This is a genomic window from Paraburkholderia sp. RL17-383-BIF-A (assembly GCF_046028015.1).
Classification (GTDB): domain Bacteria; phylum Pseudomonadota; class Gammaproteobacteria; order Burkholderiales; family Burkholderiaceae; genus Paraburkholderia.
The window spans coordinates 1-21,620 of the sequence record NZ_JARESR010000061.1 but is presented as its reverse complement, the minus strand read 5'-3'; the positions used below and the strand labels follow the sequence as shown (position 1 = coordinate 21,620).

At 63.9% G+C, this 21,620-nt stretch carries 10 protein-coding genes; 4 read left to right on the top strand and 6 right to left on the bottom strand.

Going from position 1 to position 21,620, the window contains the following annotated elements:
* Nucleotides 1-75 precede the first annotated feature (75 nt).
* Together P0D71_RS35440 and P0D71_RS35435 are read left to right on the top strand one after the other, a co-directional pair.
* A complete protein-coding gene (locus P0D71_RS35440) occupies nucleotides 76-894 on the top strand; it encodes an alpha/beta fold hydrolase (RefSeq protein ID WP_408483838.1) in 819 nt (272 codons plus the stop codon).
* A gap of 393 nt (nucleotides 895-1,287) precedes the next feature.
* A complete protein-coding gene (locus P0D71_RS35435) occupies nucleotides 1,288-1,518 on the top strand; it encodes a hypothetical protein (RefSeq protein WP_091806363.1) in 231 nt (76 codons plus the stop codon).
* A 107-nt stretch (nucleotides 1,519-1,625) separates the two neighbouring features.
* Here the strand turns inward: P0D71_RS35435 and P0D71_RS35430 are convergent, their stop codons facing one another.
* Complete coding sequence (locus P0D71_RS35430) at nucleotides 1,626-3,854, bottom strand: NADP-dependent isocitrate dehydrogenase (RefSeq protein ID WP_091806360.1); 2,229 nt, start codon at nucleotides 3,852-3,854, stop codon at nucleotides 1,626-1,628.
* Nucleotides 3,855-4,266: 412 nt separating this feature from the next.
* On the opposite strand from P0D71_RS35430, the gene P0D71_RS35425 reads away from it, so the two are divergent.
* Nucleotides 4,267-6,450 (top strand): TonB-dependent siderophore receptor, encoded by a 2,184-nt coding sequence (locus P0D71_RS35425; RefSeq protein WP_408483837.1) that lies wholly within the window; start codon nucleotides 4,267-4,269, stop codon nucleotides 6,448-6,450.
* Here P0D71_RS35425 and P0D71_RS35420 read toward each other — a convergent pair.
* Nucleotides 6,447-7,385 (bottom strand): LysR family transcriptional regulator, encoded by a 939-nt coding sequence (locus P0D71_RS35420; protein ID WP_091806353.1) that lies wholly within the window; start codon nucleotides 7,383-7,385, stop codon nucleotides 6,447-6,449. The two genes, P0D71_RS35425 and P0D71_RS35420, sit on opposite strands and share 4 nt — an antisense overlap.
* Nucleotides 7,386-7,514: 129 nt before the next feature.
* Between P0D71_RS35420 and P0D71_RS35415 the strand changes: the two genes are divergently transcribed.
* On the top strand, nucleotides 7,515-9,215 hold the full coding sequence (locus tag P0D71_RS35415; protein WP_408483836.1) for an MFS transporter: 1,701 nt from the start codon (nucleotides 7,515-7,517) through the stop codon (nucleotides 9,213-9,215).
* An 83-nt stretch (nucleotides 9,216-9,298) separates the two neighbouring features.
* Here P0D71_RS35415 and P0D71_RS35410 read toward each other — a convergent pair whose 3' ends face one another.
* From P0D71_RS35410 to P0D71_RS35395, 4 genes are all read right to left on the bottom strand, one after another.
* On the bottom strand, nucleotides 9,299-10,141 hold the full coding sequence (locus tag P0D71_RS35410; protein WP_408483835.1) for a N(5)-hydroxyornithine transformylase PvdF: 843 nt from the start codon (nucleotides 10,139-10,141) through the stop codon (nucleotides 9,299-9,301).
* 40 nt (nucleotides 10,142-10,181) lie between these two features.
* The gene (locus P0D71_RS35405) at nucleotides 10,182-11,552 is read right to left on the bottom strand and encodes a lysine N(6)-hydroxylase/L-ornithine N(5)-oxygenase family protein (protein ID WP_408483834.1); all 1,371 of its coding nucleotides are present in this window, start codon (nucleotides 11,550-11,552) and stop codon (nucleotides 10,182-10,184) included.
* A gap of 122 nt (nucleotides 11,553-11,674) precedes the next feature.
* Complete coding sequence (locus P0D71_RS35400) at nucleotides 11,675-16,699, bottom strand: non-ribosomal peptide synthetase (RefSeq protein ID WP_408483833.1); 5,025 nt, start codon at nucleotides 16,697-16,699, stop codon at nucleotides 11,675-11,677.
* Between the two features lie 51 nt (nucleotides 16,700-16,750).
* The coding region (locus P0D71_RS35395) for a non-ribosomal peptide synthetase (RefSeq protein ID WP_408483832.1) at nucleotides 16,751-21,620 on the bottom strand (4,870 nt) is incomplete at its 5' end.

Here is a 21,620-nt window from a genome sequence, read left to right as displayed (position 1 = left end):
TCGACCGCAGCAGGTGCATGGGACCAGAGTAAGGCGCTAAAGCGCCAACTCTGGTCGACACCGGAGACGACGGCGATGGAACCCACCAGCAAATCGCACGACGACGACCTCGAACACTTCGAAGCCGCTGGCGCCGCGCCGCTGCCGGTCCCGAACGAAGAAGCCTACATCGAGCACGAAGGCGCGCGCATCTGGTACGCGTCGTATGGCACCGGCGCACCAGTGATTCTGCTGCACGGCGGTCTCGGGCATAGCGGCAATTGGGGCTACCAGCTTCCGGCGCTGCTCGGCGCAGGGCATCGCGTGGTGGTCGTCGACAGTCGCGGCCACGGTCGCAGCACCCGCGACGCACGGCCCTACCGCTACGAACTGATGGCCTCGGACGTGCTCGCCGTCATGGACGCCTTGCGGCTCGATCGGGCGGCGCTGGTGGGCTGGAGCGACGGCGCCTGCGTCGCGATGGTATTGGGCATCACCGCCCCGGAGCGCGTGGCGGGCGTGTTTTTCTTCGGCTGCAATATGGACCCGAGCGGCACGAAGCCATTTGTGCCGACGCCTACGATCGAGCGCTGCTTCAGCCGCCACGCAAAAGACTACGCGCAGCTATCGGCGACACCGGACGACTTCGAAGCATTCGTCTCCGCCGTCAGCACGATGATGAAAACCGAGCCCAACTACCGCGCCGACGATCTGGCCCAAGTCCGTGTGCCGGTCGCCATCGTGCAAAGCGAACACGACGAGTTCATCAAGCCGGAACACGCCGCATACCTCGCCCGCACCATTCCCGGCGCGGAGCTGATTCTATTGCCCGGCGTGAGTCACTTCGCCCCGCTGCAACGGCCGGCGCAATTCAATCGTGTAATGCTCGATTTCCTGCGCCGGCTTGCCGGCTAAGCGGATCGTGCCGACGCGTCGGCCGCTTGCGATCCTGCCTCGAATAGAACGACCGCACTTAAACCCTCGAAAATTTCACGATGTGGAACGATCGATTGCTTCGTAAAAAATCGTGGTGCGTGGCACAAATCCGGCATTTCGCAATGTCGCCCCACGTTGCACATCGTGGAACAAAGACGATAAGCCTTTATTTTTAAACACAATTTTTTACTCGAACGAAGCATCTAACAACCCCTTGCGCCACTGCCTGCTGACGTAGACTCTTTTACAAGAGCCGGCGCTTCAGTAGCCGAGTGAGTTGGACGAGACGGAAACACTGTCTGACGGTCCCCAACCTCTCGCACGAAGCCGCCACGGCACCGCGGTTTTTAATTGGCAATTGGGAGACTAAAAATGAAAGGCTTTCGTTTTGGTTCGAATCAAGGCGCGTTCTACATTTTGCCGGGACAGGACGGTTGGGAAGCAACCTACGGCAACGAAACGCTCGGCGAGTTTGCCAGCCCGCAACAGGCCGCCGACGACCTCGCACGCGGCTTGATCTGCCCGCACCTCTCGGAAGGCGACGACACAGCGACGCTCGAAATTCCCGAGAAGCTCAGCGATTGGGAAATCGTTCACGTGTGATGGCAGTTATGGCGGCGACTCACGTGGAAACAAAAATGACGATGGCGCTCGAGAGCGCCATCGTCATGCTTACCGCCTACTTCAGTACAGCACGTTTCTTCAGTGCATCAAGCAACCGCGTCCACGATCTTGTTCAGCGTGGCGCTCGGGCGCATAGCCTTGCTCGTCAGTTCGACGTTCGGGCGATAATAACCGCCGATGTCCACCGGCTTGCCCTGCGCAGCACCCAACTCCTCGACGATCTTCGCTTCGTTCTCGGCCAGTGCCTTCGCCACGCCGGCGAACTGCGCCTGCAGCGCCGCATCTTCGGTTTGCGCGGCCAGAGCTTCCGCCCAATACAGCGCGAGGTAGAAGTGGCTGCCGCGGTTGTCGATACCGCCAACCTTGCGCGCCGGCGACTTGTCGTTGTCGAGGAACTTGCCGGTTGCCTGATCCAGCGTCTTGGCCAGAACCTGCGCCTTCGGGTTGTGATACGCGCCGCTCAGATGTTCGAGCGAGGCGGCCAACGCCAGGAATTCACCCAGCGAATCCCAACGCAGGAAACCTTCTTCGACCAGTTGCTGCACGTGCTTCGGCGCCGAACCACCCGCGCCGGTCTCGAACATGCCGCCACCTGCCATCAGCGGGACGATCGACAGCATCTTCGCGCTGGTGCCCAGTTCCATGATCGGGAACAGGTCGGTCAGGTAGTCGCGCAGCACGTTACCGGTGACCGAAATCGTGTCCTTGCCGGCGCGGATGCGCTCGACCGAGAACTTCGTCGCTTCGACCGGCGTCATGATGCGAATGTCCAGACCGCTGGTGTCGTGGTCCTTCAGGTAGTGCTCGACCTTCTTGATGATCTGGGCGTCGTGCGCGCGCGCTGCATCCAGCCAGAACACGGCAGGCGTGTTGGAGGCGCGAGCGCGGTTCACCGCGAGCTTGACCCAGTCCTGAACCGGCGCGTCTTTGGTCTGGCACATGCGCCAGATGTCGCCCGCTTCCACCGGCTGCTCGAGCAACACCGTGCCGGCTGCGTCCGTCACGCGAACCACGCCGTTGGCCGGAATCTGGAACGTCTTGTCGTGTGAACCGTATTCCTCGGCGGCTTGCGCCATCAGGCCGACGTTGGGCACCGTGCCCATCGTGACCGGGTCGAACGCGCCGTGCTTCTTGCAGTCTTCAATCACCGCCTGATAAACGTCCGCGTAGCAACGGTCCGGAATCACGGCCTTGGCGTCGTGCAGCGCGCCATCCGCACCCCACATCTTGCCCGACTCGCGAATCATGGCCGGCATGGACGCGTCGACGATCACGTCGCTCGGCACGTGCAGGCTGGTAATGCCCTTGTCCGAATTGACCATGGCCAGCGGCGGGCGCTCTGCGTATTGCGCCTTGATGTCGGCTTCGATCGCGGCAACCGTTTCAGCCGGCAGGTCTTTCAGGCGCGCGTACAGGTCGCCGATACCGTTGTTCGGGTTGAAGCCGGCCTTCGCCAGCACGTCCGCGTGCTTGGCGAGCACGTCTTTGTAGAACACCGACACCACGTGACCGAAGATGATCGGATCCGACACCTTCATCATGGTGGCCTTCAGGTGCACCGAGAACAGCACGCCCTTCGCCTTCGCGTCGGCGATTTCCGCTTCGATGAAGCTGCGCAGCGCGTTCTTCGACAGCACCGAAGCGTCGATGATCTCGCCCGCTTGCACCGGCGTCTTTTCCTTCAGGACCGTCTTCGAGCCGTCCGCGGCCGTCAGTTCGATCTTCACAGCGCCGGCCGCTGCAATCAGCGCCGATTTTTCGCTGCCGTAGAAATCACCGCCGCTCATGTGCGAGACGTGCGACTTCGAGTCCGCGCTCCACGCGCCCATCTTGTGCGGATGCTTGCGTGCGTAGTTCTTGACCGACAGCGGCGCGCGACGGTCCGAATTGCCTTCGCGCAGCACCGGGTTGACCGCGCTGCCCTTGATCTTGTCGTAGCGAGCCTTGACGTCTTTTTCGGCGTCGGTCGTTGCGACGTCCGGGTACGCCGGCAGCTTGTAGCCCTGATCGCGCAGTTCCGTGATCGCGGCCTTCAGTTGCGGCACCGACGCGCTGATGTTCGGCAGCTTGATGATGTTCGCTTCCGGACGCGTGGTGAGTGCACCCAGCTCCGCCAGATCGTCGGAACCCTTCTGTTCCGCGCTCAGGTAGTCGGGAAATGCAGCGATGATCCGGCCGGCCAGCGAAATGTCGCGCGTTTCAACGATCACGTCGGACGAGCGCGTGAACGCCTTGACGATCGGCAGCAGCGAGTAGGTCGCCAGAGCAGGCGCTTCGTCAGTCAGGGTGTAGATGATCTTCGGCGGTGTGGACATGTTCGATGCTTTGCTAGGTGAAGTGATAGACAGAGCGTTTGGTAGCGCTGAGCCGGCGAGGTTGCGACGAAGCAGCAAAACGCAGCGCGCAGGCTCGGCACTACTTTTTACGGCCAGAGCGTGAGTATATGCGTGTTTTCCTCTATTCGCTGCGAAACAAACATATCCCGCAAGCGCGCCCAATGGGCTCCAGCCCCGCCACATAAGGCTTACAGCCCCATGACCCGTGGGTTGAAACAGATGTCTTATAGATGACCTAAGACACAAAATAATTTGTGAATGCGAATCAGATGCATTACCATTCGATCGTATCTTTCAGTTTCACCCAGTCGTCTAACAACCACTCGCTAGCACGGCGTCGTTTTTGCACAGACTTGGTGCGCGCCGCCGCCACCTGCCTAATTCAAACAACATGCAGAATTTATTTGTCGCCGGCCGCCCAACTTTTGCGCGCGGCCAACGTCGGACCCCATCGCTGCTCAGCGCGGGGCTTTTCGCCAGCGTCGGTTTGACGCTTTCCACGCTGTCGTCGCCGGGATGGGCGCAGGTCGCGGCAAGCGACACCGCCGCCACCTTGCCGGCGGTGAGCGTCACGGCGTCGAAAGACAGCACCGTGGCGCAAGCCGACACGGTCAGCGCGGGCGCGCTGGGTTCGCGCAAGCAGGTGGACACGCCGTTCTCGACCCATGTGGTGACGAGCGACGAAGCGCAGGACCTTTTCGCGACCACCGCCAACGATCTGTATAAATACGACCCGGCCGTGTCGGTCACCAGCGAAAACGCGATCAGCGAAAATTCGATGTTCACCGTGCGCGGCATGCCGATCGACACGTTGAACAGCATCAAGGTGGACGGCCAGACCTTCCCGTCGTGGGACACCGATCTCTCGCTCGAACCGTTCGAGCAGGTGGAGCTGCTCAAGGGTCTGTCCGGCTTCATGTACGGCTTCGGCTCGCCGGGCGGGATCGTCAACTACGTGTTGAAGCGCCCCACCGACACGCCCTACCGCAGCGTCTCGATCGGCTACAAGTCGGCCGGCGTGTTCAGCGAAGCGGTCGATCTCGGCGGCCGCTTCGGCAACGACGATCGTTTCGGCTACCGTCTGAACCTCGTCAACGAAAACGGCAACACCGCCGAGGACCACGGCCACATTCGTCGCCAGGTGGCGTCGCTCGCGTTCGACTTCCGCATTACGCCCGACCTGACGTGGAGCGCCGACGCGTTCTATCAGAAGCGCAGAACCAACGGCACGCTGTTCGGCCTGATGTTCAGCGGCGACGCCGGCGGCATTCCCGATGCGAGCAAAGTCACCCATGCGCTCACGCAACCGCAGAACTACTACGAGACCGAAATGGCCTCGTTCGGCACGGGCCTCGATTACCGCATCTCCGAAAACTGGCACGCGAGCGTGAAATACCGCTTCGCCAAGGAGAATCGCACCAATTCGGACAGTCTGCTGTATGTCACGGACGCAGCAGGCAACTACAGCAACACGCTGTATGCGGCAATGACGCGCTACTTCTACCAGAACGTCGACGCGATGGTGCAAGGACATTTCAACACGGGCAGCATCAAGCATGACGTGGTGGTCGGCGCCGGTTTCCAGACGCAAACCAGCGAGTACAGCAACAGCACGGGTTGGAACGAAGGCTACTTCCTCGGGTACGGCAACCTGTACAACAGCACGTTGCTGACCAACGACGAAGTCAGCATCGGCTCCGACCTGTACCGTCAGCAGCGCACCACGCAGGCTGCCGTGTACGCGAGCGACACCGTGCAGCTCACCTCACGCCTGTCGGCACTGGTCGGTCTGCGCTATACGCAATATCGCCAGCACGTGTACGACCCAAGCGGCGCGGTGGCGTCGCAATACGAAGCGGATCCGGTCACGCCGACCTTCGCGCTGATGTTCAAGACCGATCCCTATTCGACGGTGTATGCGAGCTACGTGGAGTCGCTCGAACAGGGCGGCGCGGCGTCGAACACCAACGTCAACTACCCGGCCACGTTCGGTCCGCTGAAGAGCAAGCAGTATGAGATCGGCTTCAAATCCGACCACAGCAAGTGGGGCGCCAACCTCGCGCTGTTCCGTGTAGACCAGGGCTACAACTACACGAACTCGGCCAACGTCTTCGTGCAGGACGGCACCAAGCGCTATCAGGGCGTCGACGCCAGCGGCTGGCTTGCGCTGACGAGCGAATGGCGCGTGCTGGGCGGCGTGATGTGGCTCGACACGAAGGCCATGGACGTGGACGATGCGAGCGTGGAAGGCAAGCGCATTTACGGCGCACCGCGCTTCACCGTGACGGGCCGGATCGAATACAACCCGTCGTATCTGCGCCCGCTGACGCTCGCGTTCGGCGGCAAGTATGTCGGCAACCAGGCCGTGGACGCGCAGAACACGCAGTTCGTGCCGGCTTACACCACCTTCGATCTGAGCGGCCGGTACGAGACGAAGATCGCCGGCAAGGACGTGACGTTCCGCGCAGGGATCAACAACCTCTTCAATCGCCGTTATTGGACGACGGCGTGGGGCTACTACGTGGCGCCGTCGCCGACGCGTACCGCCGTCGCCAGCGCCACGCTGCAGTTCTAGGCGTCTTGTGAACCAGGGGCGCCCGCTGCGGGCGCCCCGATCATCGGCGGAATCTGCGCCACCAGCGCGTCGATCGCACAGCGCGTTTTCAGCGGCAGATAGCGGCTCTTCGGCCACACCAGATGGATCTCCTGAGTCGGCCGGAAACAATGCTCCATCACCGTCACCAGCTCGCCGGTTCGCGCATAGCGGGCCAGTAGCCAAGCCGGCAGCCACGCGAGGCCGAACCCGGCGAGCGCGGCATCCACAATCCCCGTCATGTCGTCGAAACCGAGCTGCGGCTGAACCTGCGCGCGGCGAATCTGCCCGTCGACATCGACCACATCCCACGGCTGCGGCGAGCCTGCCCGCAAATAGGCGATGACGGCGTGCCCGCGTAAGTCGTCCACGCTGCGCGGCGTGCCATGCCGCTCCAGATAGGCAGGCGCGGCGCCAATGCTCGCGTGCTGCACGCCGAGCTTGCGCGCGGCGAGACTCACGCTGTCGGCCAACGGGCCCACGCGCACCACCAGATCGAAACCCTCCTCGATCACGTCGACGAAGCGATCCGTAATCGAAATGTCGATCTTCAATTGCGGATGCTTGCGCGCCAGTTCAAGCAGCACCGGCGCGACGCAGTAGTGACCGAAAGCCTGCGGCACGCTCACGCGCAAACGCCCTTTCGGCTCGCGCCTTCCTGAATCGAGGTCGGCCTCGGCCGCTTCGAGTTCGGCTAGCGCGCGCACGCAGCGGTCGTAGTAGGCCTGCCCGTCTTCGGTGAGACTCTGACTGCGGGTCGTGCGATTGAGCAGGCGCACGCCGAGCCGCTTTTCGAGCCGCACGATCACTTTGCCGACCGCGGAGCGCGTCAGGTTCATGCGCTCCGCGGCCAGCGCGAAACTGCCCGTTTCGACCACGCGAACGAATGTCGTCACACCGTCGAGGATGTCGCTCATATCTTTACCCGATTGATTCCTCAATGGACACATTGCTGGGATTTCTGCGCGTCAATAGGGACGCAGATTCCCCCTATATTACACAGTCCATGTGTGGGCCGAGCTCATCGACTATCGAGGTGAATATCCATGAACAATGATCCGATCGCGCCGCCACGGCGCGAAGAACGGCCGCGTACGGCTGCGGCAGACAGTCGACCGGGCTCGCGCGAGGTGCGTCCCGAGCAGACCGCCGATGACAAAACACCGCGCGCGTTCCTCTCGCTCCGAAAAAACACCCTGGCGTTGGGCGCGGTGTGTCTTGCGTCGCTGATTTTCGGCCTCGAAATCTCCAGCGTGCCGGTGATCCTGCCGACGCTCGAGCGCGTGCTGCACGGCGATTTCAAAGGCATGCAGTGGATCATGAACGCCTACACGCTCGCCGTGACCACGGTGCTGATGGCGACCGGCACGCTGGCGGACCGCTTCGGCCGCCGACGCGTCTTCGTGATCGGCATCGCGCTGTTCGGCATCACCTCGCTGGTCTGCGGACTCGCGCAAAGCGTGCCAACGCTGATCGTCGCGCGGTTGCTGCAAGGCGCAAGCGGCGGCGCCATGCTGATCTGCCAGGTGGCCGTGCTCTCGCATCAGTTCCACGAGGGCCCGGAACGCGCTCGCGCATTCAGCGCGTGGGGCATCATCTTCGGCATCGGACTCGGGTTTGGGCCGATCATCGGCGGGACGATCGTCGCGCTCTCCAACTGGCAGTGGGTCTTCTGGGTGCACGCGCTGCTCGCCGTCGCGACCTTGACGTTCGTGTTCGGCGGCGTGCAGGAATCGCGCGACCCGCATGCGCATACGCTCGACGTGGCGGGCATCGTCACGCTGTCGCTCGCGGTGTTCGGCCTCGTGTATTTCATCACGCAGGTTCCGGCGCTCGGCTTCGGCAATCCTCGCGCGCTCTTCATCATCGCGGCGACGCTGCTCGCCTTCGTGGCCTTTGTGGTTGCCGAGAAACTCAGTGCCCGCCCCATGTTCGACTTCTCGGTCTTCAGGATTCCGCAGTTTTCCGGCGCACTGATGGGCTCGGCGGGCATGAACTTCAGCTTCTGGCCATTCATGATCTATTTGCCGATCTATTTCCAGATCGGGCTCGGCTACGACAGCGTGAGCGCCGGCCTCGCCTTGCTCGCCTACACGCTGCCGACCCTGCTCTTCCCGCCGCTCGGCGAACGTCTCGCGCTGCGTTACGGCTCGGGAATCGCCATACCCGTGGGCCTGTTTACGATCGGTCTCGGCTTCATGCTGATGCGATACGGCAGCGCCGCCGCGCATGCGAACGCGTGGACCATGCTGCCCGGTTGCGTGATCGCCGGCGCGGGCCTCGGCCTCACCAATACGCCCGTCACCAATACGACGACCGCCGCGGTTCCCGCCGAACGCGCGGGCATGGCGTCCGGCATCGATATGAGCGCGCGGATGATTACGCTCGCGATCAACATCGCATTGATGGGGGCGATCCTGGTAGGCGGCGTTCTCTTCAATCTGAAGACGCGGCTGCCGCAGACGCTCGACACCGCGCCCCTCGGCGCACTGGCCGAGAAAATTGCCGCGGGAGATGTCGAAGCGGTGAGAGCGGGGATTCCCGCGTTAGCGCGTATCGATCCGTCGGGCAGCATCGTGCATGCTGCGTTGATGCAAGGTTTCGGCTGGGTAATGCTCTACGGCGGCATTGGCGTGTGGGTGCTCGCCGTGCTCAGTTTCGTGATTTCCGGCAGCGCGTCGCGAAGGCTGGGTCACCGGGAACGCGCGCCTGCGGCGCAACAGGCGAGCCGCTGCGACGCGTGCTGAATAGCACGTCATCAAATGGCTTACACCCTCGTTCTCGCCCAATAGCCACTTCGAGCGGCGCGTGCGCGCCGCTCCTCACCGCATCACGCCTCGACTTGCACCGGCTGTCCGGCCATGATCGCGAGCCCTTCGTTCAAAGCCGGGAAAAGGCTTCGGTTGAAATTGTTCCAACGTAGTTCGAGGATCGTATCGTCCTTATCGATTTCGGTATTCAGCACGTCGTGAATCACCTCGCCGGAGTCGATCCCGTTGTCGACATAGTGAAACGATGCGCCCGTCAGATACAACGGTTCGACCGCCACGGTTTCCATCGTCTTCCAGTTGACCACTTTCTTGCCGCGCGCACCGTAGAGCGCGTCGAGCGTCGCGTACGCGCCGCGCCGCTCGTAGGGCGAATCGGCACGCGTCACGCCCGGGTGAATATTCACGATCTTGCGATAGAACGGCGCGCCGGGCCGAATCAGTTCGTCGAGAATGATCAGCAGACCGTCGAGTACGACAATATCGGCTTTCAATGCCACCAGCGTATCGAGCAGGTGCTTTTCAAAGCGGCTCTTGCCTGCCGCGCGGCCTGGTGCATCGAGCGGCTCACGCCGGTACGTCGAAGGAATCGCGAGTAGCAGATCGTTGACCCGCTTGCCCTGCACGCGCAAGTTCGGCGGATAGAACCAGCGCTTGCCCGGCTCGTAAGCGAATCCATATTCCTTCAGTTTTTCGCGGTCCGTGCCGGATCCGGCATCGTCGTCGTAGATAACTTTTTCGAGCGAGTATTGATCGCCGAGTGCGGTTTCATTGAGCGCTTCGACAAGCGACTCCAGTACCGACTTCATGTAGCGCGCGCCGCTTTTGTACGCGATGTCCTGGCCCGCCTTGTCGGCGGCCGCGTTTCGTAACGACCAGATGTAAACGAGTTTTTTCTTCGGCATGGCCAATTCCTATGTGTGTGTGTCGTGGCGCCGCTTTCTATCAAAGCGCGAAAGTCATGCGGTCCGCGCGAGTCGCGTTTGCGTGCGTCTGTCTCGACCGGTCAGCCGAACGGTCGCGCGATGCGTAATGCGCAAGCGAAGCGGCGATTTCGTCGGAGCGCAACGCGAGAACCGACAGCAGCGTGTCGGACAGTCCATGGCTGTCTTCACAGCAGCCTTGCAGGTAAATGCGTGGTTTGAAGGTCACCGGCGTGGCTAGCCTGTAATCGCGCTCGACATTGCCTTGCGTGAGCGCGTCGCCCAGATGCGGCGCAAGCCCCTCCAGCAACTCGACATGCGTGTCGCGGCGATATCCCGTCGCGAGCACCAGCGCGTCGAATTGCTCGGCGCGGGCCTGGCCGCTCAAACGGTCACGCAGCGTGAGTTCAATCCGGCCGCCGCCCGTGCGCGCCGCCGTTTCGATGCCGGTGTTCGCGAGCAACCGGTGGCGCGGTTCGGCGCAGACGTTTTGCAGGTAAAGCATTTCGTAGATCTGCTCGATCAGCGGACGGTCGACCACCGCGTAATTGGTGTCGCGAAAACGCTCGATCAGCGCGCGCCGACCGTCGCGCGGCTGCGCGTAGACGACATCGGTAAAGGCGGGGTTGAAAATCTCGTTGACGAACGGGCTGTCGTCGGCGGGTTTCAGCGCGCTCGAGCGAATGATGAGGCTCGCATCCACATGCGGATAGCGGCGCGTCAGATCGACGAACACTTCGGCCGCGCTCTGCCCCGCGCCGATCACCGCCACGCGTTTTCGCGCGCCGTTCGCAGGTCCGACGACGCGATCGATGGACGTGAGGTACTGCGACGAATGCACGATGTTATGCGTGCCGAGCGCGGCGAACGCCTCCGGCACCTGAGGCCCGCCACCGATGCCGACCGACAACGCCCGTGTCACACGTTGCCATTCACGGCCTTCGTGATCGCGCGAGAAAACGCGTAACGCTTCGACGTCGTTGGTATTGTCAGCGCTCTTGATCGCTTCGATACCGGTCACGGTCTGGCCGTAGTTCACGCGATCGTCGAACGACGCCGCCACCCAGCTCAGGTAATCGTGGAACTCCACGCGCGTCGGATAGAAATTCTTCAAATTGACGAAATCCGCCAGACGTCCGCGTTCGAACAGATAGTTGATGAACGTGAACCGGCTTTTCGGATCGCGCATGGTCACGAGATCCTTGAGGAAGGAAATCTGCATCCGGCAGTCGTCGAGCAGCATGCCGCGATGCCAGCCGAATTCCGGCTGTCGCTCAATGAAGCAATGCGTGAGGTCCGACACGCCGGCTTCTTCGGCGAGGCGCACGGCAAGCGCCAGATTCGACGGTCCGAAGCCGATTCCGATCAGATCAAATACGGTGTCTCTGTGCATGTCGCAGGTCCTTATCGGTGGAAGCCGGCACGCCGAATGCGCGGGCCGGCGAAAAATCTTTCGTGATTGATGCGGTTTTTATTCACTGCCTTTTTTGCCGGGCTGCGTGTTCGACTCCGGGTTCAAGCGCCGTCGCGCAACTCGGCAACGCAAGAAGCTCGCGCATCGAGCCGAGCGCCCAGTTGCGTGAAGGTTGGCGCGGCGAACACGTCGGCAATCTCCAGTGCGTGACCAGCGGCTCGCGCGGCATCGACAAAGCGCACGACATCGAACGAACTTGCGCCCGCTTCGAACAGATCGTCGTGAAGCGCGGGTGTATTGCCTTCGAACAGATCGCTCCACACGCGTTCGAGTGCCGTGGCGCGCCGCGTTGTTTCAGCGTGAGATGCCGGGCTTGCTTGCGCGCTCGTTGCAACGCCGGCTGACGCCAGGGTAAAGCGTGCTGAAGCAACGCCCAGTTGTTCATGCGGCGCGTCGACGAACCGTTGCACCACGTCCAGATAGTCGGCGGACAGTGCCTCGACGAAGCAGCCGTCCACCAACTCGTTCGCATACGAGAAGGCGCCCGTCACGCGTCCGTCGGCATGTTCGACCACGTCCAGTTCCAACTCGAACACGACCCGGTGCCGCACGTCGTTGAAATCGTCGAGCGTGAGGCCGGCCCAGTCGCGTCCCGCTGTTCCGGCCGGTCGCAGGTAATTGAACATCACGGAAAAGAGCGGATTGCCGGCTTCGGTGCGCGTGGCGCGCAATGCCGCCACCACGTCGGCGAACGGCGTGTCCGCATGCGCATAAGCGGCGAGCGCGGCGTCTCGCACTTCAGCGAGCAGCGTGACCGGCGTATCCGTTTTGGCGAGCCGCGTCCGCACGACCACCGCGTTGATGAAAAGTCCCAGTGCGTGGCGTGCGGCTTCGCCCGTCAGTTCGCGCGTGGAAGCGAGAACGCCGACCGGCTGATCCGTTGCGCCCGTCGCGCGATATAGCGCGACGTTCAGCGCGGCGTGCAACACCATGGGCAAGGTGGCGTGAACTTCAAGCGCCATCGCACGGGCACGGCGCACGAGAGCCGGGGTCAATTCGAACGCGAGGCGTCCGGCGCGCCAGGTGGGCGACGCCACGCGGCCCGACGGCGGCGAAGGCAGCACTTGCGACGGCGCATCGGCCAACGCATCGCGCCAGAACGACAGGCGCGCACGCGGCGCGGCTACAGGCAAGACGAGTTGTCGAGCCGAAAGCGATCCCGTAGCCGAAGCCGCCGGCGACGCGCCGCGCACGATCGCGACATAAGTGCCGCGCACATCTTCGAGCCACAGATCGATCGACTGCCCGTCCGACACGATGTGATGCACAACCAGCGACAGCACATGATCGCGCTCGGCAAGGCGCAATAAGCGCACGCGCCAGAGTGGCGCATCGTCGAGCAGGTGGAACGGCGTGAGTGCGTCCTGGTCGGTGAGCGCGATAGCGGCGTTCTCGCGTTCGGCTTGCAAAGGGTCGCCAGAAAGATCGATCACGGGCAGTTCGAACGCCGCCGAGTCCACGACTTTTTGGCCCGGCAGTTGCCCGTCACGTTCGACGATCTGCACGCGCAGCGCGGGATGTCGCGCAGCGGCTTGAGCAAACGCATCGCGCAATGCAACGCTATCGAGCGGCCCACGCAGACGCAGCGCGACAGGAATGTTGTAGGACGCGCTGTCCGGTTGCGAGCGCCACAGGAACCACAAGCTCAATTGCGCGGAAGAAAGCGGCAGGATGCCGTTCGCGTCCGGCGCAATAAGTGAATTGGAACCGCCTCCCGGCTGTAGTTCTCCGGTATCCGCCACCGTTTCGCTGCGCGCCGACGCCATCACGCGCTGCGCGTATTGCGCGAGCGTCGGCGCTTCGAAGAGCGTGCGCACCGGCACATCGCGCGCGAGACGTTCGGCCACGCGCGTCGCCACGCGGACCGCCGCAAGCGAATGTCCGCCGAGTTCGAAGAAATGATCGGCACGGCCGACACGCTCCACACCCAGCACTTCGCGGAAAATCTGCGCAAGCGCGGTTTCGAGTCCGGCAGCGGGCGTCTGATAGGCCCGCTCGACGCGCTGCGGCTCCGGCAACGCCGCGCGGTCCACCTTGCTATTGGCATTGCGCGGCAACGCGTCGAGCACGACGATATGCGCGGGCACCATGTAGTCAGGCAACGTATGGCGCAGATGCGCATCGAGTTCCGCTGCATCCGCGCGTGTGCTGCGCTCCCGCGCTTCGGCGCTCAATTCGACATACGCCACCAGCGCCGCTTGCGCGCCCTTGCCATGCACGATCGCCACGGCTTCGCGCACGTCGCCGTGCGCGGCGAGTTGCGCTTCGATCTCACCCAGTTCGATCCGTAAGCCGCGCAACTTCACCTGATGATCGACACGACCGATAAAGTCGAACACGCCGTCCGCGCGCCGCTTGACGAGGTCACCCGTGCGATAGAGCCGCGCACCCGGCGCGCCGAACGGATCCGGCACGAAGCGCTCGGCCGTGAGTGCCGGCCGGTCGAGATAACCACGCGCCACGCCCACGCCTTCACCACCCAGATACAACTCGCCGATCACGCCGACCGGCAGCGGATTCAAGCGCGCATCGAGCACATGCGCCGAACGCGCGCCGACCAGCGTGCCGATTGGCAGATACGCGCTGTCCGCGAGCTTCGCGGTGTCGTCGGTCGGATAGAACATCCACAGCATTGGCGTGATGACCGTTTCGGTCGGCCCGTATCCGTTGACGATCCGCGCCTTCGGAAACGCCCGGCGCAGCAAAGCGAACGCTTCACGCGACGTGGCTTCACCGCCTACCGTCAACGAACGCAAGCTGGGCGGCGCACCGTGCGCGAGCGCCCACTCGGCGAGCTGGGTTGCGCAACCGGGCGGCACGTAGGTCATGGTCACGCCTTCGCGAACCATCATCCGGCAGGTTTGCGCGGGCGGCCACAACGTATCCGCGGTAATGGCGACGGCTGCGCCGGACATGTACTGCGAGAACCAGCCTTCATGCGCGCCGTCGAAATTGACCGACTGGAACAGCAGGAAAACGTCACGCTCACCGGCGCCGTAGCGCTCCGCAATCGCCGCGCAATGCAGGGCAAACGAACCGTGATCGACCACCACGCCCTTCGGCTTGCCGGTCGAGCCCGATGTATAGATCACATAAGCTGCCTGATGTGGCGACACGCGCGGCAACTCGACATCCGCAGCGCATTGAACCTCAGGCTGCGGCTCCTCGTCGATCGGCCACAACCGTAAACGATCCGACGCCGGCAACGCAGCGAGACTCGCGCGTTCCGTGATGACGTGCGTGATTTGCGCGTCATCGAGAATCTGCGCGAGGCGCTCGCGCGGATGGCTCGGGTCGAGCGGTACAAACGCGCCGCCCGACTTCAACGCGGCAATCAGGCCGACCAGCAGGTCGACCGAGCGACTCAGCGCCACGCCCACCCGCATTTCGGCACGCACGCCTGCCGCGGCGAGGCGCTGCGCCAAACGGGTTGCGCGCGCATCCACTTCGCCGCGCGTGAGCGAGCGGTTCGTGTCGGCGACGCCGCGCGCGTCCGGCCGCGCGTGGGCATGGTCGGCCACGCGCTGATGCACCGGCCTGAACGTTGCTTCGCGCGGTAGCGCCGTGCTGTTCCAAGCATCGAGTTGCGCGCGCTCGGCTTCAGGCAACCACTGCACATCTCCGACCGCAATGGCGGGTGTCGTCGCCGCGTTCGATAGCAACTCGATGAATCGCGCGGCAAGGCGCTCTATCGCGTCGGCGTCGAACAGATCGAGCGCATAGATGAAGGTCGCGTCGATCGAACCATCGTCGCGCTCCTCGAAACTCAGCGTCAGATCGAATTTGGCGAACGGCGCGCCCGATGGCAACTCCGTCATGCGCACGTCGGCAAGCGAAGGCAAGCGCCGACGCGCGCCATAAGCGGCCATCACCTGAAACAACGGATGATGACTCGCGCTGCGCACCACACCCAGCGCTTCGACCACCTGTTCGAACGGCACATCCTGATGCGACTGGGCGTCGATCAGCGTTTGTTGCGTCGCGCTGACCAGCGCGGCGAACGGTTGCGTTGCCGAAATGGGCGTGGCGAGCGTCAACGTATTCACGAAGAACCCGACGAGACCCGCCACTTCGCCGCGCTCGCGATTCGCCGCGGGCACACCGATCTGAATCTGCGTTTCTCCCGACGAACGCGCGAGCAATGCGCTCAGTGCCGCCAGCAATACGGCGAACGGCGTCGCGCGCTGCGCATTGGCCAAGGTCTTCACGCGCTGAGCGAGCGCGGCATCGAGAACGAAACGATGCCGTGCCCCACGCGCGCTACGCTGAGCCGGACGCGGCGATGCGCCCGGCAACATCAGCACGTCGCGATTCGCGTCTAGCCGCTCGCGCCAGAAAACCAATTGACGCTCACGCTCGCCCGCGTCGAGCCAGCGGCGCTGCCACAGCGCGAAGTCGGCGTACTGGATCGGCAATGGCGCGAGCGACACCGCTTCGCTCTTCGCATACGCGCGATAAAACGACGCGAGTTCGGCAAGCATGACGTCCGCGGACCAACCGTCTGACACGATGTGATGCGTCGTCAACGCGAGCCAATGGGTGCTCGCGTCGAGGCGAATCAGGTGAGCGCGCACCAACGGCCCGACCGACAGATCGAAGGACTTCGCTTCATCGGCGCGTGCAATCTCGGCAGCGCGTGCCTCGCGCTGATCGGCGGGCAGTGTGCTCACGTCGCTCGCGCGCCACGGGCAGCGCGACGGCGCATGCACCGTTTGCAGTACGCCATCGCCGCTTTCAGCAAAGGTGGTGCGCAACGCTTCGTGGCGCGCGACCAATGCATCGCACGAAAGACGCAATGCGTTGGCATCGAGCGTGCCGTCGAGCCGCAGGCGTTCGGTGATGTGATACGCCGCGGGTTCATCGATCATCCGCGCATGCAGCCATAAACGCGTTTGCGCAAACGACGCCGGCACGCTCGCGGTCCGCTCGGTGCGCGGCGGAATCGGCAGCACGCGAAAATCAATGCCGGCTGCGGCGAGCTTCGTGAGAAAGGCTTTGCGCTGCGCGTCCGGCAACAGCGCGAAGCGTGACGCAAGGGAAAGCAGGTCCGGTTTGGCTGTGGTCATGCTCAGGTGTCTCAGTGCGGGTCGGCGGGTCGATCGGTCGATGTGGTGGGCTTATTGCAGTTCGAATTCATCGAGCAATGCATCGATCGCGCTCGCGGTATCGCCTGCTCCATGAGCCTCGCGTTCGGCGAGCGCACGATCGATCGCGGCGGCACAGCGCTGCAACGTGCGTTCGTCGAACAAGGTACGTAGCGGCAAGATGAGCGCCCAGTGCAGATTCGCCTGCGCGTTGGCTTGTGTCGCAAGCAGCGAGTGGCCGCCTAACACGAAGAAATCTTCGTCGCGGCGAATCGTGTCGACGCGCAGCACGCGCTTCCAGATCTCGGCGAGTTCGCGTTCGGTCTCGGTGACCGGCAAATCCAGCGCGTGTTCGCCGACAGAGCCGCGCACGGGTGCGGGCAACGCGTGACGGTCGCATTTGCCGTTCGGCGTGACCGGCAGCGCATCCATCGCGATCAGATGCGAAGGCACCATGTACGACGGCAGTTGCGCTCGCAAACCATCGAGCAGCGCCTGCGTATCGAGCGCGTTGTCCGCGCTGCGCGCCACGTAGCCAATCAGTTGCTCGTCACGCACGATCACCACGGCATCGTGCACGCCCGGTGCCGCCCGCAGCAAGGCTTCGATTTCGCCCGGCTCGACGCGCTGGCCACGCAGTTTCACCTGCGTATCCATGCGGCCGAGATAGTCGAGCGCCCCGTCCGCGCGGCGGCGTGCAAGGTCACCAGTTCGATAGAGCCGCGCGCCGTGCGAGAACGGATCGGGCACAAAGCGATCGGCTGTCAGCGCGGCACGGCCAAGATAGCCGCGCGCGAGTCCCACGCCGCCCAGATACAGTTCGCCGATCGCGCCTTGCGGCAACGCTTGCAACGCCGCGTCGAGCACGTGTAGTTGCAGGTTCGCAATCGGATGACCGATCGGCACGGAGGCCGCGTCGGCGTCGCGCACATCGCAAGTCCAGTGCGAAACGTCGATGGCCGCTTCGGTCGGGCCGTAGAGGTTGTAGAGCCGCGCATGAGGCAGTTGCTTTGCCACGCGCGCCGCCAGTTCCGGCGCAAGCGCTTCGCCGCTCGCGACAATCCGCTCGATACTCGCGCAGCGCGCCGCCGCGTGGAAGTCTTCCAGGTGAGCGACGAAGGCCGCGAGCATCGACGGCACGAAATGCAGCGTCGTAACGCGGTGTGCTTCGATCGCGGCGACGAGGCGCGCCGGATCGCGATGCTCGCCAGGCGCCGCGATCGCGAGCTTCGCGCCGACGGCGAGCGGCCACACGAACTCCCATACCGACACGTCGAAACCGAACGGCGTCTTGTGCAGCACGACGTCGCGGGCGTCGAGGCGATACGCGTCCTGCATCCACGCAATCCGGTTCGCCAGTGCGCGATGCGTATTGCCCGCGCCTTTCGGCTTGCCAGTCGAACCGGAGGTGTAGATCAGGTAAGCGAGCTGATCGGGCGCAACTGCGACGGGAGCACTGAGCGTGAAGTCCGCGCCGCGTAGTGCGTCGACGGTCAGGATTTTCGCGCCGGTGCTGTTGACTGCGTTCGTGACCCTTTCCAGCAGATTGGGCTGCGTCAATACGACGGCCGGTCTCGCGTCGTCGAGCAAATAGGCAATGCGCTCTGCCGGATAGTCAGGATCGATCGGTAGATATGCCGCGCCCGCTTTGAGCACGCCGAGCAGCGCCACCACCATGTCGAACGAGCGCTCGACACACAGCGCCACCGCCGTGTCCGCGCGCACGCCTGCTTCGATGAGCGCGGCGGCGACGCGATCGGCGTTCGAGTCGAGTTCGCCGTAGGACATCTGGTGCGTGCGTCCTTGCGGATCGGCGAATTCCAGCGCGATAGCCTCTGGCGATATCAACGCCTTCTGTTCGAACTGCCGATGCAGGGCGTGTTGCTGCGTGAGCGGCCACGCTTGCGCCGTCGCGTTGAAGCGGTTCAGCGCGGCGAGGTCGTCCGCCGTGGAGATCGAAATCGTGCCGAGCCGCGCGTCCGGATTTGCGATCAGGCCCGCGAGGCACGAAGCGAACGCGCGATGCAACGCGGCGACACGCGCTTCATCGAGTTGCGCGGCGTCGTAACCGTAGTCGATCGTGAGCGTAGTGCCTGCTTCGATCACCAGCGTGAGAGCGAAGTCCGTCGCTTCGATATTGCGCAGCTCACGCAGCTTCAGCGCACGCGGATCGCGGCCCTGCCAGGCTTCGTCCACGGGGTAGTTTTCGAACACGACCAACGTGTCGAACAGCGCGCCGCCACCCTGCCCCGCCCATTGCTGGATTTCAGACAGCGGCGTATGCGCGTGCTCGGCGGCCGCGGCGTTATCGCGCTGCAGGTCGTGCAGCCATGCCGAAGCCCGGCGTTGCGGCAACGGCGCGGTGATCACCGGCAGCGTGTTGATGAACAGACCCAGCACGGTATCGACGTCCGGCAGCGCGTCAGGACGGCCCGCGACGGTCGCGCCGAAGGCGACTGCCGTGTGATGCGTCATACGTTGCAGTGCAAGCGCCCACGCGCCTTGCACCATCGTATTGAGCGTGACTTTCAGGCGGCGCGCGGTGTCGATTAGACGCGCCGTCGTGGCTGCGTCGACGGTTTCACGGCGCGTGAGATGGCGCGATTCGCGGCGATCGCTTGCGGACTCCGGCGCGGCGACCAGCGTCGGCTCGTCGAGCAGCGCGAGGCGTTGCAGCCAGAAAGCGCGCGCGCTGTCGGCATCACGCGCGGCCAGCCACGCGATGAAGTCGCGATAGCGCGTCTTCGCGGGCGCAGCGAACAGCTGCGGACGCGGCGGCTCGATGTAATCGCGCAGCACATCCGCAAAGAAGCGCGCGGTGCTCCAGCCATCGAGCAGCAAATGGTGACGCGTCCAGACGAGACGCCATGCATTGTCCATGATGCGGATCAGCGTGACGCGCATCAGCGGCGGCGATGTCAGATCGAAACCGCGCGAGCGGTCGGCGCTGAGCCAGCTTTCGAAAGCATCCATTGCATCCGCGCCGCGCTCGCGCCAGTCGAGAATCTCGACGGGCATGCGCGCCTGGCGATGCACGATCTGCATCGGCGCCGCTTCATCCGGCGTGAAGCTCGTGCGCAAAATGTCATGGCGCGGCACCGCCGCCTCGAATGCCGCACGCAGGCGCTCCACATCCGGGTCGATCAACGTCGCGACCAATTGATTCACATAAGTGGACTGCTCGGGCGCGAATAGAGAGTGAAACAGAATGCCGTGCTGCATCGGCGAAAGCGGATAGATATCGTCGATCGTGCGCAAGTCGAGCGGCATGCGTTCGATAGCAGCCTGTGTCAGGCTGCCCGCCCGCGCGAGCGGATAATCGCCAGGCGTTGCGCCGCCGCCTCGTTGCGCAAGACGCCCCGCGCATGCGCCAACCAGTTGAGCAAGCGCGCCTTCGAAGCGCTGCGCGAGGACTTCCACAGTAGCGCGCTCGAATTGCGTCGCGCCGTAGACCCAGTGGACTTTGAGCGTGCGCGTGGCGTCGCCGTCGATATAGGCGTGAATCGCCAACGCGTTGCCAATCGGCCCCGCCGGATCGCGCTCGCGGCCCGCGCCACCGAAACGCGGTACGAGCGCCGCCTCGCGAGGGGCGTCGAACTGGCCGAGGTAGTTGAAGGTCACATGCGGGCGCGGCACGGCGGCGAGCGCCGCACGCGTCGCCGTGTCGCCGTAGTGGCGCAGCACGCCGAAACCGAGGCCTTTGTTCGGCACCGCGCGCAACGTGTCCTTGACCGCGCCGAGCGTAGCGGCCGGGGTGCTTTCAAGCGAGAACTGCACCGGATAGTGACTCGTCAGCCAGCCTGGCGTGCGGCTCACGTCGACGTCGTCGAACAAGGCCTCGCGGCCGTGGCCTTCGAGTTCGATGCGGCACGCCGGCAAGCCGAGCGACTGCGCCAGCGCGGCAATCAGCAGTTCGATCGTCTGCGTTCGATAGGCGGCATTCGCCTCCGTCAACGCGGCGCGCGTGAGATCGGCGCCGATCGTCTGGATCACGGATTGCGCGTCGGCGTTGGTTGCACTGGCGTGCGGATCGTCGAGCGGCAGATCGTCGTACGGCGCGGCGAGCGCGGTCCAGTACGGTATTTCTGCGGCGAACGGCGAGTGCGTCGTGTCGCGCGCGGCGCGTGCGAGGCGCGCCGCCCATTCCTGCGCACTCGTTCCCGTCGACGCGAGCCGCACGCTGCGGCGCTCGCAAGCGGCGCGATAGACGGCATCGAGATCGTCCAGCAGCACGCGCCACGACACACCGTCGACGACGATGTGATGGATCGCCAGATAGAGTTTGGTGGCACCGTCAGGCAGAAGCGCAGCCAAGGCGCAGACGAGCGGGCCGCGTGTCAGATCGAGCGTGCTTTGCAACGCGTCGAACTGAGCGAGCGCGTCGGCCTCGTCGCGTGCGCAGACCGCTGCTAGCGGCAGTGTTTCGAACGCTTGCGCGGCCAGCGTGAGCCGCCATTCGCCAGGCGACCCGACAGGCGCGAAACGCTGGCGGAAAATGTCGTGGTGCGTCAGCAGCGTTTCGAAGGCGCGGGCGAATGCGTCGAAGTCGAACGGCGCTTGCGCGTCGAGTTCAATGGATTGATTCCAGTGGCCACGCTGCGGAATATCCAGAGCAAAGAAGCGCAGTTGTGCGGGCGTGAGCGTGGTGGCCTCGTCCGTTTTGGGTGACGTGCCTTGCGCATTCGGGATGGCGGGCGCCGCTTGCAGGGCGAGTTCCACCGTTGTCGCGACACGCGCGAGTTGCGCAAGCGTGGGCGCATCGAATAGTTGCTTGGGTGTGAAGCGCACACCGCGTTTGCGCGAACGGGCGATCACCTGCAACACCAGAATAGAGTCGCCGCCCAGTTCGAAGAAGTTGTCGTCGCGGCCCACACGTTCGGCTTTGAGCACGTCCTTCCAGACG